Annotated in this window: 13 protein-coding genes; 4 read left to right on the top strand and 9 right to left on the bottom strand. The window is 55.0% G+C overall.

Features of this window, described 5'->3' with window-relative positions; translation table 11 throughout:
- Positions 1-25: 25 nt before the first annotated feature.
- The 6 genes from fliE to Mal52_RS00410 all read right to left on the bottom strand — a co-directional run bounded on the left by fliE (position 26) and on the right by Mal52_RS00410 (position 6,098).
- Complete coding sequence (fliE, locus tag Mal52_RS00435) at positions 26-358, bottom strand: flagellar hook-basal body complex protein FliE (RefSeq protein ID WP_145373654.1); 333 nt, start codon at positions 356-358, stop codon at positions 26-28.
- A gap of 134 nt (positions 359-492) precedes the next feature.
- Positions 493-900, bottom strand: a complete 408-nt coding sequence (gene flgC, locus Mal52_RS00430; RefSeq protein ID WP_145373653.1) for a flagellar basal body rod protein FlgC — start codon at positions 898-900, stop codon at positions 493-495.
- A 27-nt stretch (positions 901-927) separates the two neighbouring features.
- Entirely contained in the window at positions 928-1,401 is a 474-nt protein-coding gene (locus tag Mal52_RS00425; protein WP_145373652.1) for a flagellar basal body rod protein FlgB, read from the bottom strand.
- A gap of 15 nt (positions 1,402-1,416) precedes the next feature.
- Positions 1,417-2,946, bottom strand: coding sequence for a sigma-54-dependent transcriptional regulator (locus Mal52_RS00420; protein WP_145373651.1), 1,530 nt, complete (start codon positions 2,944-2,946; stop codon positions 1,417-1,419).
- The gene (locus Mal52_RS00415; RefSeq protein WP_145373650.1) at positions 2,943-3,395 is read right to left on the bottom strand and encodes a hypothetical protein; all 453 of its coding nucleotides are present in this window, start codon (positions 3,393-3,395) and stop codon (positions 2,943-2,945) included. Before Mal52_RS00415 ends, Mal52_RS00420 begins: the two co-directional genes overlap by 4 nt.
- 72 nt (positions 3,396-3,467) lie before the next feature.
- Positions 3,468-6,098, bottom strand: a complete 2,631-nt coding sequence (locus Mal52_RS00410) for a tetratricopeptide repeat protein (RefSeq protein ID WP_145373649.1) — start codon at positions 6,096-6,098, stop codon at positions 3,468-3,470.
- A 587-nt stretch (positions 6,099-6,685) separates the two neighbouring features.
- On the opposite strand from Mal52_RS00410, the gene Mal52_RS00405 reads away from it, so the two are divergent.
- Positions 6,686-10,552, top strand: a complete 3,867-nt coding sequence (locus Mal52_RS00405) for a secretin N-terminal domain-containing protein (protein WP_145373648.1) — start codon at positions 6,686-6,688, stop codon at positions 10,550-10,552.
- A gap of 37 nt (positions 10,553-10,589) precedes the next feature.
- Here the strand turns inward: Mal52_RS00405 and Mal52_RS30420 are convergent, their stop codons facing one another.
- Together Mal52_RS30420 and Mal52_RS30410 are read right to left on the bottom strand one after the other, a co-directional pair.
- The gene (locus Mal52_RS30420) at positions 10,590-10,832 is read right to left on the bottom strand and encodes a hypothetical protein (RefSeq protein WP_145373647.1); all 243 of its coding nucleotides are present in this window, start codon (positions 10,830-10,832) and stop codon (positions 10,590-10,592) included.
- 779 nt (positions 10,833-11,611) lie between these two features.
- The gene (locus tag Mal52_RS30410) at positions 11,612-11,821 is read right to left on the bottom strand and encodes a BON domain-containing protein (RefSeq protein ID WP_420824964.1); all 210 of its coding nucleotides are present in this window, start codon (positions 11,819-11,821) and stop codon (positions 11,612-11,614) included.
- Between the two features lie 304 nt (positions 11,822-12,125).
- On the opposite strand from Mal52_RS30410, the gene Mal52_RS30085 reads away from it, so the two are divergent.
- Positions 12,126-12,326 (top strand): hypothetical protein, encoded by a 201-nt coding sequence (locus Mal52_RS30085; protein WP_231962019.1) that lies wholly within the window; start codon positions 12,126-12,128, stop codon positions 12,324-12,326.
- Between the two features lie 169 nt (positions 12,327-12,495).
- On the opposite strand, the gene Mal52_RS00390 is transcribed toward Mal52_RS30085, so the two are convergent.
- On the bottom strand, positions 12,496-13,554 hold the full coding sequence (locus tag Mal52_RS00390) for a hypothetical protein (protein ID WP_145373645.1): 1,059 nt from the start codon (positions 13,552-13,554) through the stop codon (positions 12,496-12,498).
- Positions 13,555-13,858: 304 nt separating this feature from the next.
- Between Mal52_RS00390 and Mal52_RS00385 the strand changes: the two genes are divergently transcribed.
- Both Mal52_RS00385 and Mal52_RS00380 read left to right on the top strand, forming a co-directional pair.
- A complete protein-coding gene (locus Mal52_RS00385) occupies positions 13,859-16,198 on the top strand; it encodes a sulfatase-like hydrolase/transferase (RefSeq protein WP_145373644.1) in 2,340 nt (779 codons plus the stop codon).
- 94 nt (positions 16,199-16,292) lie between these two features.
- Complete coding sequence (locus Mal52_RS00380) at positions 16,293-17,582, top strand: outer membrane protein assembly factor BamB family protein (RefSeq protein ID WP_145373643.1); 1,290 nt, start codon at positions 16,293-16,295, stop codon at positions 17,580-17,582.
- Positions 17,583-17,590: the final 8 nt, after the last annotated feature.

The raw sequence follows: 17,590 nt of genomic DNA, 5'->3' as shown, positions 1-17,590 counted from the left end.
GAACAACAGCGGTTTTTTTCAGCGGTTAAAACCGCATGTCCTTGATTTCGTTGTAGGCGTCGACCATCTTGTTGCGAATCTGAATCATCGTACGAAACGCGAGTTCCGCTTTTTTCATAGCCATCATGGCATGGACTTGAGTGTCCTCATCACTGACGAGCGACGATTCAATGGCCGCATAGGCTTGCTTTTCCTGCATGCCAACCTGGTTGATGGAATTCAATAAGGCTTCTTGAAAATTGACCTGCGGCGCGTCCGCTCCGGCTGCGCCGCCGACAGCGCCCCCAATGGGCGCGTGCGGCATTTTCGGCATGGCCGGAAACAAGTTCGATTGAAATCCACCAATGGAACCGGGCATCGTCTGTTTCGATAAAAGGGGGGAAAGGGGAAGTTGTGTGCCACTGGCTTGGCCAGTGTTTTGTCAGTCGTTCTGGCAGTCGGTTGTTGCACTGGCCAAGCCAGTGGAACCCCAGTGCACTTGGTGTCAAAGCACTAAGCCAGGATCTCCAGCGATTTGTTGAACATGGTTTTGGACATTTCCACAGCCGATATATTCGCTTCGTACGCGCGGCTGGCGGCGATGGCATTGACGAATTCGGTCACGATATCAAATGCGGGATACGCCACCATTCCGGTTTCCTTGTTCGCATCGGGATGGCCGGGATCGTAGACCAAGCGCGGTGGCGATTCGTCCAATTTGACTTCATACGAGACCGGTACGCCGCGGGTCATCCCGTCACTTTGTGATGTGTCGGCACTGAAGTTGACATACCGCCGCTGATACGACCCGCCATCCGGTTCGCGCGTCGTGTTCACGTTGGCGATATTGCCCGCAATGGTATTCATCCACTGCCGCTGGGCAGTCAAGCCGCTGGTGCTGATGTCGAGTGTTTTGAACATGGTTCTGCCGTTAAGAAAAAATAAGTGTTAGACCCGTTCGGAAATCACTTGCTGTAACAAGGCCATTTGAGCATTGATGAATTCGATCGCGTAACTTTGCAGCATCCCGTTTTTAGTCATCTCCATCGCTTCTTCTTCGATGCTGCGATTATTGCCGTCTTGAAAAGTCAAGTTGTAGGGTGGGGCTTGGACCGCCTCGAAAACTTCCGGTGTGAACAAGTCCGCAATATCGGGTTGTGTTGCTTGGCTGTCGCCCGGAAACCCCGGAGAAGGAAACGGAGGCATCGGGTATTGGCTTTGGGATTGTTTGGGTTGGCTTCGCAGTTCAATTGCTTCCCGCAGCAGAGATTGGAACTTCTTAACGTCCAAATCCCGCATGCGGTAATCGTCGGTGTTGATGTTGGCCATATTGCCGGCCAAGATTTCTTGGCGGCGTTCGGTGAACGAGGCGACCTGTTCCAGTAACGGAACTGTGGTGGACTGCAATATTGAATTGATCATGACATGAACCTTTCGTTACGCAGCTCGTTTGAACGGTTGATTGGAGCCGGGGCCGCCGCGCGGCGGATAGCCGTAATCGCGCAGTTTTCCAGAGAGCGTTCGCAGACCGATCTGCAACGCTTGTGCAGTTTTTTCGCGGTTGCCGGCAAAACGCGCGAATGTTGATTCGATGAGTTTGCGTTCCATTTCCTTCAGCGACATGCCGGTTTCGGACGAGTTGTGGTCTTGCGTCGGGGCGGCCAACCAGGGACGAATCAGTTCCGGGGTCAATTTAGGACCGCAGTCGATGGCACACCCTCGCTCGATCAGATTTTCCAACTCCTGAACATTCCCCGGCCAGGCATAGTTGGCCAGAATATCCATGGTGGCCGCCGGAATACGTTTGGCCGGTTTCCCCTGTTTGAGAGCGATGTTGCGGAGAAAATGTTCTGTGAGTGCTGCGATGTCGTCGCGATGGTTCTTTAGTGCGGGTGTGGGGAGGATCCGTGATGCGATTTCCTTGAGTAGGTCCTCACGGAATAGTCCCTGCCGCGCTTGATGACTCAGGTCGTAGCGGGTTGTGGTGATGATGTGCGTGTCCAGCGGACGGTATTCGGTTGCTCCCAAACGGCGAAACCGCCGCTCGCGCAACACCTGTGCAAAGTCGGCTTGAATCATGAACGCCATTTCGTCGATGTTTTGCACAACCAACGTGCCGCCGGCCGCTAAGTCCAGCCGTCCCGGTCGCGGTTCACCACCTCGAAACGAATCGACTGCCGTGTCGCCGAACAGTTCCCGCTCCAAGTGTGCGGCGGTCAAGATTGAACAATCCAGCGTGATGAAGGGACGATGGGCTCGTGATCCCAAATCATGCAAAACGCGAGCCACCAATTGCTTGCCGGTGCCCGGTTCTCCCTGAACCAACACGGGCGCGTCCCCATCGGCACAGCGCAGAGTTCGTAAACGCAATTCGCTAATCGCCGCACTATTTCCGACGATGTCATGTGTTCCTCGTTGTGCAAGTTGTCGCGTAAGGCGGGTGTTCTCCGCAATCATTTCAGCATGCGCCAATACTTGCTGTATGATGCTGCAGAGCATTTCCGGATTCACGGGTGGGGCGATCACCACACAGGGCTGCGATTGCATCTTGTCAATCATTGCAAACGGAGCGGCAGTGTGAGCGATGACAATGTGCGGGGTCGGCTGCGAACTTGTCACCAGTGCGGTGATTGCCGCGACCGCCGATTCGCCATCTTCGTGCACATTGTAAATCACCAAATCAAATTGCTGGCTGCGCAACAACAGTTCGGCATCGGCGGGCGAATGGACGGCTGTTGCCCGTCCGCCGAATTCGACAAGCCCATCCACCACGGCGGTACGGCTGTCAAGCTGATCGCCCACCACGAGCGCGTGCGCGGTGAGTGTCTGTTCCTGACGGACGTCAGCCCCGTAGATTTTTAACGGAGAGGCATTCAGGTTGTGGTCGTTTCGATGGTCCATGGGTTGATTCAATGCAGCTGATTTGAAACGGCGACTGGAATCGTGTGTGGAAATAATGTTGGTCATTGTCCGATGTCCAAACGGCGGTGTGTCGCGGGTGCCAGGCTATCGCGATAGGCTTCGCTCACGCGGCCACCTTGGTCGAGGTTTTTTAAATCCTGTTGTGTGGCTGCGCGACGTTGTTCAATGCGGTCGGTACTGGCTTGTTCTTGTCGGACGAGTTCCGCGAGGTCGGACTCCGTGCCGGTGAGTAAATCCTCACATTGTTGGCGTGTTTCACTGTCGAGTTCATCGCGTTGCATCTTCCACAAAGCTTGAATCCGCGGCCGATGCTTGGCGTACTCTTCCATTTGGTTCAAAACTTTTTGTTTCTTACCCAAGACGACCAACAATTGGGTGTAGTCATCCTCATTGATTAACCGATCCTGATTGCGGGACAATTCCAACAACCGGCTGCAACATTCGCGGTGTGCCGCGAAGATTCGCACAAAGTTGAACGTGGGAGATCCGGTCATAGGATGGTTTCGAAGTCAAGAAAAAAATAAAAGGTGGCCGAGACAGAACGTGTATCGTTCAGCAGAAGGTCTTTAAGCAGAGGGTCGATTGTGCAATTCAATAGCCCATTGCAACCAATCTCTCCATTGGTCCTTATTCAACGCTTCGCTGTGTTCCAGAAAATCCTGATCTGGGATTTGCTCCAAAATAAATTTCGCCTGCGCCAGCGCCCCACGGGCATCCAACGGACGATTGAGCCGGTCATAACAGTTCGCTTCCTGGACCATCGCCCGTAGTGCATCGGGATGGTTTTGATACCGTCCGGCCGCTTCGCGATAACGAATCACCGCTCCGTGATAGTCTTGGAAATTGAAAAAGTTGTTGGGGATTTCAAAGTAACAGTTCCGCAAGAACTCACGCCCCAACGCGTCGATGCGGCCCGCATCCGACGCCAACAACAATTCCGTCTTCAACCGCTCATAGTTACTGTTGGATTGATCAAGCAGTTGTTTCATCTGGTTGAAAAACTGGTTGCGGGCGTTTTCGGTTTCAGCGGCTTTCATTTTTGTTTGCTGATATTCGGCGCTGCGCTGACACGCCTTGGCGAGGTAGTAGCGAGCCTCCATCAACATTTTGGTTCGTTCGCGATGCCGCGGGTCGATGGTTGCCTTTGTCGGGAGGTCAAATCGTTTGACATATTCATCCAACCGGATGATCGCTTCGTCCCAGCGCCGATACGCGGTGAATTTCAGTTTTTCCGCAGCTTCCTGATCTGTCGCTTCCACCAACGCGGCTTGCATCGCCAATTCTTCACAGGTGAGATGCAGCAGTTTTCCCAGACCAAACAACGCGTCTTGCCATTCCTCCGCCGCAGGAGTCAGTTGGTCGGAAATCAACATTTCCCGCCAAGTTTGTTCCGCCAATTCATGGCGATCGGTTTCGAAATAGCACGTGCCAATCAACAGCCGCGCTTGAAAGGCCATGACATGCGTGGGATGACTGGTGATGACTCTTTGAAAATGTTTCAGGGCATCCTCAAACAAATGCAGTTGCATCAAGACCCGACCCTTGAGCACCAAGGCGGCGGGCAACTGCTTAGTGGGATTCGTATTCAGAAACAACGTGAGGTAGTTCACGGCACTTTGATAGTCATGCCCTTTCAAGAAGTGCTCTGCCGCCATCCACAAATCGGTGGGATATTCGGCAGACGTCTTTCGCTCGGCAGCCAGGAGTGCGAAGGCTTGCCCGCTACGTACCCAGCGGTTTTCGAGTTCGCTTTGTCGTTGCTGACGTTTCTGGTTGTCGGCAACCGCGAGTTGATCCTCAAGATGCTGCGCAGCTTTTTGATTTGCCAACGCCGCATATTCCCGGGCCAAAGCCGCAGGAAACAGTGGAGCCATGTGTTCGGAAAGCGCGATCGAGTGTTGATACAACTGCATCTCGTTCCAGGAATTCCAGGCATCCAAAATCACACCGCGAAATACCTTGACGTCGATCCATTTGTTACTGAAGTCGCTCGGGTTGTGTACCTGCCGCAGGACATCGTGGTAGGTCTCCAGCGCCTTTTCGTGAAAATCCTGCCGTCTCAAAATGTCCGCCGCCCACAACTGCGCCGCGACAGCTTCGTGTGATCCACGATATTGTTTGTAGGTGCGTTCGTAATAATTGCGAGCTGCGTCGTAATGGACGGTTTGATTCCTGCGATCCCGTTGGGCCAACCGTTGTTCGCACAATCCCATCAGGTACCGTGCTTGTCGTGGAAACTTTTGTTGCAGACCCTTGCCCGCTTCTACGGGACGTAATTTTTCCAAGGCCTCACCGTACTTGCCGGCTTTCATGAGCACCTCAGCCCGCAGAATAGTAATTCCGTCGGTTTCCGCATGGACATTGGCCAAGGCCTCTTCGGCTTCGGTCGGCTTGTCCATCGCATACAAAATTTGTGCACGCTGCAAAAAGAGACGGTCGCGCTGTTGATCGTTCAATTCGGGTGAGGCAGCGATGGCGATGTTCAGCTCGTGCGCCTTCGCCAGATCTTCGGCCGTTTTTGAATAAACATACGTGTCCGCCAGCAACAATCCCGATTCGATCTTGCCGGGGGCGTAGGATTCCACCGCTTTTTCCAACAACGGTTGCGCCGCCTTGGCCCGGCCAATGCGATACATGCTCAAGCCCAGAGCATAGGCCCATTGCGCTTCATATTCTTCAGTCAAGGCCCGTTCCTGAGCCTCTTCCAAGAAACTTTTGGCCACTAGATACTTTTGTTCGCGGCCTTCGTCCTCGGTCAGTTTCTCAGCTTGCCGAAATGCAACAATGCCCAAGATAAACTGGTCGCCGCCCGGAAAATCAGGATCTTGGAAACCTTCTTGCTGGATTTCTTGAGCGATGCGTGCCGCGGGTCCATCATCGCCGGTTTTTAAAAATTCGAGAGCCTCTATTAATTTCTCGGAGTTCGTTGGCCCTTCCTCGCGTGTGGCGACGTAGATCCCGGCGAACAACAACAAAAAACCGACCGTCGTAAAACCGGCCAATTTCAAATTCGCCGGCGTGACCCAATCCTGTGCGCTGCTGGCCACGCCCCGAAACTTGTCCATCAATCTGGCCACAAGACCCAACGGCGGCTGAAAATCATCGACGTTTTCCAAACCCTCTACGCTCGGCGCATCGGCCAGCGCCGTATCAGATTCCGGTAGTCCGGATTCGGATTGTTGGGGTTCGGTCGCCATGGAGGGACGTCCGCTAAGTTAGGAATGGAACGCGTGACTCATCTCGAATGAACATCCAAGAGGAACGAGTCGCAATTGTTGGTGAAGTGTGGTCGCTGTGGAGAGGTGTCTAAATGCCGTCGAAACGCGTGAATGCAGACCTGCCCGCATTCGCGGGGAAGGAATGACTTCGCGCAACGAATAAGTTCGCGCAACGGATAGGCAGCGGCGAGACGCAATGCGTCATGGCCACAGGTTCGTCAATGAGTATTTATGAGAGAGTGTCTGTGAAGAGGGAGCGTGTAATACCCGCAACCGTTCGATTCTGTCAAGATGGCTTGCGCTGTGAATCGTTATTATACAGCCGCGTCCGAACCCTCTCTCAGAACAGATAGATTTCTCATAACGAACGGATCAATTGCCCTTGATGGGCTCCCTGGAATTGCGTAGTATCCCGCCCCCTCTCTCACTCACATTTTCGACAACTCATCAATTTCTGTAACACCGACAAGTTCGCGTGGCGCACGTTGCTCGCCTACCGAATTTCATACGAGGAATTTCTCGTGATCGTACCCCAACGACGAGACGTTTTGTGGAAACAGCTACCCATGAAATGCACATTTGCTGCCGTTCTGTTGACACTTTACCTCTCGGGCATTGCCGCAGCTCAGTCGAGTTCGGCAGCCGAATACCAGGTCTATCCGCTGCGGCATAAATCGGCGACTGAAGTCGAAAAAATGCTGGTGGAACTGCTGGATAATCTCGACGACAACACGCACCTGGTTGCCGATCGTCAAAACAATCAAATCTTGCTCCGCGGGCCGAAAAACGCTCAACAGATTGCGCAGCAGCTGATCAAATCGGTAGATCGCAAGTCGAAGACGACTACAGCTCCGGCCGAGACAAAACCGGTCGTCCAATCCTATCCGATCGAGCCTGCCGGACTGCAAGAAGCAGCCGACAGCCTCCGCAAACGATTTCAAGAGAACCGCAAGGTCCGTGTCGCGATTGATGTCGATGCTTCACGGTTACTGGTTGTGGCGCCCCAACAGATTCATGACTGGATCTCGTCGCGATTGGACGAACCGACACCGCCGCTAGAAATCCAAGAGGTGGAACGGACGATCACGCTCAAAGCAGGTGCTCAACCAGGTCAGCCCGTCGAGCCACCGTCGACCGACCCGCCGCGTGAATTGTTTGTCTCATTGATCAATTCCCAAGCAGCCGACATCCTACCGATGTTGCGGCAATTGTTCGGAAAGCGCATGCAACCGATCCGCGTCAACGAAAGTCCCGAGCAGAGTTATGTCCTCTCGAAAATTGCGGGACACGATGTCGAAATTACCATCGACCGCCGTCGCAATCAGTTTTTGGTGTATGGACAAGAGCAAGCCGTCGCACAGGTCGCGCGACTCGTGCGGGCACTCGATAGCCGCGAGACCACCGAAGGCCGCCGGATTCGTATCCTCGCACTTCGACGCAGTAGTCCCAATAAAGTCGAGGAGGCCGTTCGCGCCTATCGCGGTGAAAAAAACAAACTGAAATCACCAAAAACCAACCACAAAAAAACCGGTGATAAGGGGACGCACCTCATCACGGATTCGCAAATCCGCCCGGCCAACTTTGCCTTCCAAGAAACAGACGCCGACAGCGATTCCGCCCCAGCCCTGGATCCGGACGGACCAACGGACGCCCTGGACGCCGAGTTAGACCGCCAACGCGAACGGTTGCGGGAGTTGGGAACTGATGTCGAAGTCGAGACGCTGCCCGATCTGGACGTCATCATCCTGCGGGGGCGCGATCGTGACGTTGAAGAAATGACCCGCATCATCAATGAAATCGAACGGCTCAGCGCCGAAGCGGAACCGGAAATTGAGGTCGTGCGTCTCAAACATGTCGATAGCCAACAATTATCGACATTAATCACCGGTGTGCTCCCCGATTTAATCGGTGGTCGACAAGGCCGCGTGGAACAAACCCCGCTGATCACACCCAATGCGCTGTTATTGATTGGCTGGGGCGAAGCGATGGAGGTGCTAAAAGAGTTGATCGCCTCGCTGGATAGCCCCGTCGATCCCAACTCGCAACTACGCGTCTTTCAGCTGAAACATGCGCCGGCGGCACAGGCGCAGCAAACCGTACAACAATATTTCACGAACCGGCCGGGACTGGCTGCGTCGGTGCGTGTCACAGCCGACCCGCGCACCAATGCATTGCTCATCCAGGCAGCACCACGGGACATGCAGGATGTGGAACTGTTGATCAGCCGGATTGATGTCGCAGAAAGTTCCTCGGTTCATCAGGCACGCATCTTCTCGCTGAAGAACTCCTTAGCAGCCGATGTCGCCCAGGTTTTGACACAAGCCATTTCCGGTGCCAACGGGAGTGGCGGACAAGCCTCTTCGGTGTTGGAACTGCTGGCGATCGATACGGCCGGACAAAAAGTCCTCAAATCGGGGTTGTTGAACAACGTTCAAATCACACCCGACCCGCGTAAAAATACACTCGTCATCTCCGCACCACCGGAAAGCATGGAGCTATTGGGCGAATTGATTCGCCAACTCGATGAAACGCCGGTGGACACCGCGCAAATCAAGGTGTTTCGGATCATCAACAGCGACGCGGCCGACTTGGTGCAGATGCTGCGGTCATTGCTGCCGACACAAACCGGCGCTGGCACCGGCCCACAACTCCCTGGAGCTGAAGGGGAAACCTCACTCGCTCCGTTGCGATTCGCCATCGACACACGTACCAATAGTATCATCGCCACCGGCTCGGCGGGACATTTGCGAATCATCGAAGCGTTGTTGCTGCGTTTGGATGAACGCGAAGTCAAACTGCGGCAGAATATCGTGTATCGTTTGAAGAACGTTTCTGCGACCGACGTTGCCCGCGCGATTGGCGACTTTTTGCGAAGTGAGCGACAGATCCAATTGGCGTCGCCGGGTGGTTTGAGTGCTTTTCAACAGATCGAACGCGAAGTGGTTGTTGTGCCCGAACCGGTGGGGAACAACCTGATCGTCAGTGCCACGCCGCGGTTTTTCGAAGAGATTAAAACCATTGTCGAAAAACTCGACGAACAACCGCCCAAGGTGATGATCCAAGTACTGATCGCCGAAGTCGGCTTGAATGATACCGACGAATTCGGCGTAGAGTTGGGACTGCAAGATTCGCTGCTTTTCGATCGCAGCCTGTTGAGCAATCTCGCGGATTCACAAACATTAACGCGAACCTCACAACAATCGACTTCCCAAGGGATCACCACCCAGACGGAACAACAAGTCATCGGTGCCACGTTGGAACCGGGCTTTGACTTCAATCAAGCAGATTTGGGCAACAGCGGCAGCGCCACTTCGTTGGCGACCGCAGCGACTGTGGCCGGTCAAGCATTGTCGAACTTCGCCGTGGGCCGCACGAACACGCAACTTGGTTACGGCGGTCTCGTCCTTTCCGCCGGCAGCGACAGCGTGAATATCCTGTTGCGAGCTCTGCACGAGAATCGGCGTTTGGAAGTTCTTAGCCGTCCGCAAGTCACGACGTTGGATAATCAACCGGCCTATATCCAAGTTGGTCAACGCGTACCTCGTATCACCGGTTCTACGGTCGGGTTAACCGGTACGGTCAATAGTGTCGCATTGGAAAATGTCGGCCTGATTCTTGGTGTCACGCCACGCATCAGTCCCGAAGGCATGGTGGTGATGGAAATCGATTCTGAAAAATCCGACGTGGGCAGCGACGCCGATGGGATTCCCGTCTTGGTTTCCACCGATGGAACAATCGTCAAGTCACCCCGTATTAACGTCATCACTGCACAGACAACCGTGAGTGCTGCTGATGGAGAAACCATCATTCTGGGCGGATTGATCACTAAACGGACCGAAGAAATTCGTCGCCGCGTTCCTTATCTTTCAGAGCTACCACTGCTGGGCCAACTCTTCAGCTACGATTTTAATTCTGATCGGCGGACCGAGTTATTGATCATTCTCACCCCGCACGTTATCCGCGACCAAAAAGATATGGAACGGATCAAGATGGAAGAGTACGCCCGCATGAGTTGGTGCGCGACTGACGTATGCGAATTGCAAAATCACGATCCTCTGCTGTGTGGCGAATCGGGCTGCCCGATGTACAACGACGCCATTCCCGTGATTTATCCCGACAGCGATCCGCGCGGCGAAGGCACAACTCCCGCCCAGCCGGCTTTGATTCCCCAACCGCAAGAAGATGTGATCTATCCCGACACCAACCCGCAAAGTCGTATCGATCGCCGCTCGGCGGTTCAGTCCTCCTGGGACGATGTCGAACCTTTGTTTCCTGACGACAATCCCCAAGGGACGCTGAACCCGAATTTGAATGTTCGGTTACGGCGGATACGAAAAGCACAACCGTCCGATTCGCGCACGGGAATCCCCAAGGTGCTCTACAGTCCTGAAGACTCCAACGGGCCGATTGTGCCCGATCAAATGACGCGGTAATTGCGTCGCCCCTGATTGAATTTGTTCCGTCGACTTCCTATTCGATTTGAGTGAAGGTTTCGTCCACGATGTTTATCAAAATCGTTGACAATCGTTTGTCCCATTGGGTTCTCTTAACCTGCGTGCTGGGGTTCAGCGGCTGCGTCGAATTCAAGATGCCGGCCACCATGCCCTGGTCGAAGGTTCCGCCGGAGGCGAAGCCCGCCGACGCAAAGTTTGCCGAGGACCAGGTGACGGATGTTGCCGACGAAGAACCGCTGCCCCCGGTCTCGGTTCCCAATCGCCTTTCGGTGGTTTGGACCGATACGGTCCTCAATCAACGTAACAAACCCTCCATACGTGGATTCGGCGGACGGATTATGTTCTATGCCGACCAAGGCCTCGGAGACGACAAACCGGCTGAGCCGTTGATTGTGGATGGAACCTTAACCGTCTATGCCTTTGGTGATGACAACGGGAAAGGCATGGCGACCAAACCAGAGAAACGCTATGTCTTTTTGCCCGAGCAACTGGCCAAACACCGCAGCAAGTCGGACATCGGACATTCCTATAGTGTCTGGTTGCCATGGGACGAAGTGGGCGGGCCGCAACGGCGTATTTCGCTTTTCGTCCGATTCGAACCGACTCAAGGCGGCGCGGTGATGTCCGACGCCGCTCCGAAAATTCTACCCGGCGCGCCGCCTGAAGAAGAGGTGGCGACAACGACCACTGAAGAACCCACTTCCCAAGCATCGCCGATCCAGCAAGTCGCCGCACAGCGCGATGCGTCACTCGGCGTTGTTCAAGCGGGCGGCCCGATCGAATCGGCCGGAACGCGGTTGCAGAAGTTTATTGACCACCAACGAGAGCACTTATACAACATCCAACCGGTCGGCCACGAAACACCAGCCACCGTGAAAGAACCGAACAAAGAAGCGATGTCGACCGTCACAATCGATGTTCCAGCGGCGTTTGTCGAACACTCGGGCATACCGGTGAACGTGCAGAAGGTGGAACAGACACCCACTCAGCAAGCCGTTTTTCTCGATACTATCCAGCAGTCCGAGTTAAAGAACGCAACTAATTCCCAGCAGGCGGCGCCAGCGGAGGCGCATCCGCCTCAGTCCCAGGTTCAGGAGGCAGCGGCGGCAACTTCAACTCGGTATTCACGGTCAGGTCGTTTTGTACGCGATCGATTCCGGGTTCGAAAGTGGCAAGCAGAGCAGCTAGCCGACGATCCGATTCGGAGGCAACCTCACCCCGCAACGTGGCCGTCGGACCTGAGACCACCACCTCAATCTCCCCCAGTTGGCGAAATGAATCTGATTCCTCAAGTCGATGCGCAATAACAGTCGGTTGGATTCTTTGCGGATGCGGAACATCAAAGCGAACGACCAGCTTGGGATAATACAGCGACGTCGGATTGCGCGGTTGCAGCGGCGTATTGATCGCGGCACTCCGATCGGGCGGCGGCCGCAAGCCAGTGGTCGTCGAAGTCACGTTACCAGTCGTGGTGGCTTGTTCCGAGCCAACAAAACTGGTGACATCCTGGGAATCTGAACCGACAAACGCACGACGACTGCGATTGCCGCGAATGAATCGCTCATTCCCGGTTATCGACCCGGCATCAGCAGCAGCAGCGCCCGGTCTCGCTTGCCTCGATAACGAACTGCCGCCCAAAACCCGTTTACCAAACAATTGGGCTTCGGCAGCGCGCGGCGCAACCGCCAAAATCGTTACGACCATCAAGGGCAACATCCAGCGCGTCATCATAGCATTCACCGTCGAGAATTAGAGACCTATGCTTTTCTTCGGTCGCAAGCAGCGCGACGTCTGAATAGTCTAACACAACGGTGCATAGTCGTTACAGTTTGCGTTGTTTTCAGGGGTGCTTGCACAGTGTTCTAGGCATGATTCTGGGACACATGTTCACTGCGACGACCAAATGATTCATTGCGGTCGAATCAATCGGCGACATCGGCCAGTTTTTCTAGTAGCCGCGTCCGATTCAACGCGCGGAGCCGCGGCAACGCCAGCTTGGCTTCGCGGGCGGCGCGTTCCCGGTCGCCGAGCTGTAAGAGAGCCACGGCCAAATGTGCTTGGTTCAAATCGACCAATAGTGAAAGTAAAGGATTTGATTTAGCCAGCGGTTGCATGGTTTCGCGAAACCGCACAAATTCATGGACGGCCAGATCAGCGCTTCCGGTGTTTGTCAGCCAAAGCCCTTTGGCCATCGGCAGAAGCATCGCCACCGATTCGCTGAGGTGCATTCGTTCCGCAGACTGAATCAGCTGACCCGCTAATTGCGTCTGTTGTCCAGCACGGGAGAGCGCAATCGAATAGTTAATGATTCCTGTCGGGTTTTCCGGTTCTGCCTCATAGGCCTGCACCAAGCATTTTAATGCTTCGTCAGGCATACAAGCGGCGTTATAGAAATTGGACAGCCGAGTAAGCAATAACCATTGCGGAACGTCGTCGGAATCTTCCCAATGTTTTAGAATTGCGAGGCCTTCTTCTAATCTCCCGAGTCCTGCCAGCGCACCCGCCTTATATGAGTCAAGCTCAAAGTCTTCTACTTTTCCACGCAGAGCATCCGCTCCGTTTAGGACGTTGTCCCACTTCGCCCAGTAGAACGAATCGATCAGTTCATTATAACGACCGGTGAGTTCGGATTGGGGAAACAGCAAGCTCTTGAACAGTAGGAACGCATAGTTGCATACGGCTACGACAACTCCGAGAACGATCACGGTGATGCGTTTTTCATTCGGCACTATCAAGCAAAGAACAGCGAGGAACAGCCCAAACTTCCACCAATGTTTCCACAAAAGCTTGTTGAGTAGAAACCAGGTGACCTTGAAATGAGATTTTCCGCGTAAGTTTACCGCCTCACGCGGCGTAATCGTTCCATCCTCAAGTACGGTGATTGACGCTGATGCTGCCGCATCGTCGGTGTGCAGCACAATTTCAGTAAAACCCTGCGACTCAAAGTGCCGGTACGCCTCCTGAGAATTGGCTGCTTTCACGCGATGCGTATCGCGTTTTCCACTCGGATCGGTGCCGGTGAGGAGAAAATCGAGCATCGGAATTTTCTCTCCTTGTTCTTTAGGACTGTGTTTCATTTGACCGGCCATCGACCGAACCTGAGCATTAGACACGACGACTTCAGAATCGATTGTATGGAAAACCAACGAACGACACTGTACCCTTAAAATAACGCTACCTGCCGCGTCAGGAACAGTCGAGCATACCGGCGACGAGTTGTGACGTCCACAAATTCATTCTGCGGCGGCCACCACATGCGCGTTTTTTGGATAGAGGTTGGTCACAATGAAATACATACTCGCCACGCTGGGTCTCCTGGCACTCCTGCCCGTCGTCGCCAGCGCCGCCGAACGCCCCAACGTGCTGGTGATCCTCGCCGACGACCTGGGCTACTCCGACATCGGTTGCTATGGCGGCGAGATTGAAACGCCGAATCTAGACGCCCTCGCCAAAAACGGTTTGCGGTTTACGCAGTTCTATAACACCGCCCGCTGTTGGCCGACGCGGGGGGCGCTGCTGACCGGGTATTACGCGCAACAAATTCGCCGCGATAACCTACCCGGAATTCCCAGCGGTGGGCGGGGCAAACGGCCGCAGTGGGCGCGGCTGTTGCCCGACATGCTCAAGCCGCTCGGCTATCGCAGCTACCACTCCGGCAAATGGCACGTCGACGGACTGCCGCTTCAGTGCGGATTCGACCACTCGTATTACGTGCAAGACCAAGGCCGGTTTTTTAATCCCAAAGTCCATTACGAAGACGATCAGAAACTCCCGCCCGTTGAACCGGGCGGCGACTATTACGCCACCAATGCCATCGCCGACCATGCGGTCCGCACCTTGAAAGAGCATGCGGAGAAACATGGCGAGACACCCTTTTTTCATTACCTCGCCTTCACCGCTCCGCACTTTCCGCTGCACGGCCTGCCCGAAGATATCGCCAAGTATCGCAACCAATATCGCGCCGGCTGGGAAAAAGTGCGTGATGCACGGTGGCAACGCATTCAAGAGATGGGATTGGTCGACGGCGTATTGTCCGCCGTGGAACCCGACGTCGGCCCGCCCTACCATTTCCCCAAAGCATTGGAAATCCTCGGCCCAGGGGAGGTCAATCGTCCCCTGCCCTGGGAGACACTGACAGCTGCACAACAGGAATTCCAAGCCACCAAAATGGCGATTCATGCGGCGATGATCGATCGTGTCGACCGCGACATTGGCCGCGTGCTTGCGCAGTTGCGTGCCATGGGAGCGCTGGACAACACGTTGATTTTGTTTCTTTCTGACAATGGCGGCAGCGCTGAGATTATGGTCCGCGATGACGGTCACGACCCGACCGCCGCTCCCGGATCCGCTGCGACGTATCTCTGCCTAGGACCAGGTTGGTCGACGACCTCCAACACTCCCTTCCGCCGTCACAAAACCTGGGTGCATGAAGGGGGTATCTCCACACCATTGATCGCGCATTGGCCGGCCGGCATTTCAGCCAAGGGAGAATTGCGGCAGGATGTGGGACACGTCATCGACATCGTCCCCACGATTCTCGATATCGCCGGCGGCGCGCCGCTGAAAACCTGGAACGACCAACCGGTCCCCCCCGCACCGGGCAAAAGCCTCGTCCCGGCGTTCGCGAAGGACGATAGCGTCAAACGGGACGCACTATGGTGGTCGCACGAAGGCAATCGCGCGCTGCGCGTTGGCAATTGGAAACTGGTTTCCGCCCGCGACGACGATTGGGAACTCTATGACCTGCATGGGGATCGCACCGAACAACACAACCTGGCCGCCCAACATCCTGACAAGGTCGATGACATGCGGCGCAAATGGGAACAGCTTGAGGACGAATTCCGCCAGTTGGCAACGCGCGATTTGCCGCAATCGTCCCTGCTGCCCCGCAAAGAGTTAATCCTGCCTGGAAAATCGTTCTTTGTCGCCGATCGACCGGCATTTATTTTCTATCCGCCGCGAGAAAAACGTCGCAAGCCGCAACCTTGGATTCTCTACGCACCGACGTTACCGGGGCTGCCTGACCGCCACGAAAAATGGATGCATGAACAATTTCTCGCCGCCGGGGTCGCCGTGGCGGGGATTGATATCGGCGAGTCGTTCGGCAGTCCGCGCGGACAAAAGTTGTACAACGCCTTGTATCGTGAATTGACCACCAAACAAGGCTTTGCCCAGAAACCATGCCTGTTGGGCCGCAGTCGGGGAGGCTTGATGATCACCAGTTGGGCCGCCGCTCACCCCGAGAAAGTCGCCGGCATCGCCGGGATCTATCCCGTCTTGGACCTGACCGCCTATCCCGGTGTGGACAAGGCAGCAGGGGCATACCGTTTGACCGCCGAGCAACTGCAAAACCGGCTCGCAAAGCATAATCCCATCGAAAATGTAGAAGCACTCGCCCGCGCCGGTGTCCCGGCCTTTTTCATTCATGGAGACAGCGACAAGGTCGTTCCCTTGGAGACAAACTCCGCCGAATTCGTGCGACGCTACAAAGCCGCCGGTGCCGAATCGCTCGCGCAGCTTGTCATTGCCGACGGGCAAGGCCACAATTACTGGGACGGGTTTTTTCACTGCCAAGAATTGATCGACTTCGCCATAAAACAGGCAACCGCCGCTACGGAAAAGTAGGTCATGCTGTGCATGACGAAGCTCCAACATGATTCACCAAATACAGAACCGTCATGCACCGCATGGCCTACAGAATACAGAAAGCTGAGTCGATATGCCCCGCGTTTATATGGTTTTGGCTGTGGCGTTGTTGTTCGTTGTCGAGTCGACCGGTTGCGCGGAGCAGGAATCGGGCACAGCTGTCGCCACGCCGGCCAAGATTTCTGTTTCCGAAGCGGATTGGCCTTGGTGGCGAGGATTTCAGCGTAACGGCATCGCCCCAGACGGCCAATCGCCGCCGACCACCTGGAGCAAAGACGAAAACGTGATCTGGAAAGCGCCCATTCCGGGCCGTGGACACAGTTCGCCGACCGTGGTGGGTGACCGCGTCTTTATCACGACTGCTGATGAAGAACAACAAACCCAGTCGGTGATCTGTTTCGATCGCGAGACGGGCAATCAGCTTTGGAAAACCGACGTCCACACCGGCGGCCTGACCGATAAGGGCAACAAGAAATCGACGCAAGCATCCTCGACTGTTGCTTGCGACGGTGAGCGGTTGTTCATCAATTTTCTCAACAACGACGCCGTCTATACCACGGCACTGACCATCGACGGGAAAAAGTTGTGGCAAAAAAAGGTCACTGATTATGTCGTGCATCAGGGTTATGGGTCGTCGCCGGCGATTTACGGTTCGGTAGTGATCGTCTCGGCCGACAACAAAGGGGGCGGGGCGATTGCCGCTTTCGATCGCGAGTCCGGTGAGCTTACCTGGAAACACAAACGGCCGAGTGAGCCGAATTATGCGTCGCCAATCATTCTCAACGTCGCCGGCAAAGACCAAGTGATCTTCACCGGCTGCGACCTTGTCTCAAGCTATGACCCGCTGACCGGCAAGCAGAATTGGGAAGTCGAAGGGGCGACGACCGAATGTGTGACGTCGACTCCCACCGATGGAAACCTCGTCTTTTCCAGCGGCGGCTACCCCAAAAACCATGTTTCTGCCATCCGCGGCGACGGTTCGGGTGAGATCGCTTGGGAAAACAAGACCCGCGTCTATGTCCCTTCGATGCTAGTCATCGATGGCCATCTGTATGCAGTATCCGATAAAGGAATTGTCTATTGCTGGAAGAGCGACAGTGGCGAAGAACTCTGGAAAAAACGTATCGGCGGACCGTTCACTTCGACCCCCGTGTTGGCGGGCGGCCGATTGTATGCCACGACCGAAGACGCAACGACCTACGTCGTGACGGTCAGCCCCGAGGGACTAGAAAACGTCTCCAAAAACCAACTCGGCGACGAAACCTATGCCACACCGGCCATCTGCGGCAACCGTATTTACATGCGTGTCGTCGAAACCGTGGATGGCGAGCGGCGAGAGATGTTGTATTGCCTCGGCGAATAGCATAGGTC

It is taken from the genome of Symmachiella dynata, from assembly GCF_007747995.1.
GTDB lineage: Bacteria > Planctomycetota > Planctomycetia > Planctomycetales > Planctomycetaceae > Symmachiella > Symmachiella dynata.
The sequence above is the reverse complement of the archived record's forward strand: the minus strand, read 5'-3'. Positions and strand labels throughout refer to the sequence as shown.